This is a genomic window from Salicola sp. AFF1 (genome assembly GCF_056783195.1).
This window is the reverse complement of sequence record NZ_JBXAYL010000135.1, coordinates 1-428: the sequence shown is the minus strand read 5'-3', so window position 1 is coordinate 428 and position 428 is coordinate 1. Positions and strand designations below refer to the sequence as shown.

Sequence of the window (428 nt, the reverse complement as noted above, 5' to 3'; positions counted from 1 at the left end):
ACAGCAACTCGACGCGAAAGACGACGCCCTTGCCAAGCAGCAGAGTGAGCTGGACAAGCGAGACGAACGCATCCAGCAACGCGATACGCGCATTGAGATCCTCGAAGAGTTGTTGCGGCTGAAAAACCTCCAGAAGTTCGCCGCCAGCAGCGAAAAGCACCGTTTCCAGACCACCCTGTTCGACGAAGCGGAAGTGGAAGCCGAGATCGAGGCCCTGCGCGAGGAGCTTCCAGACGAGGATGAGCTCGATCAGGACGAGCCATCGCGCCCCGCCCGTAAGAACCGCCAACGCGGCTTCTCGGATCAACTGCTGCGCAAGCGCATTGAGCTGACCCTCAGCGATGACGAGAGAGCCGGCGCCACCAAGACCTTCTTCACCAAGGTCAAGGAAGAGCTGGAGTTCATCCCGGCCCAACTGACCGTGCTCG

1 pseudogene is annotated in these 428 nt (G+C 60.3%); it reads left to right on the top strand.

What is annotated here, in order from left to right:
• A pseudogene (locus tag AC1RQI_RS17065) lies at positions 1 to 428 on the top strand (hypothetical protein); the annotation flags it as partial.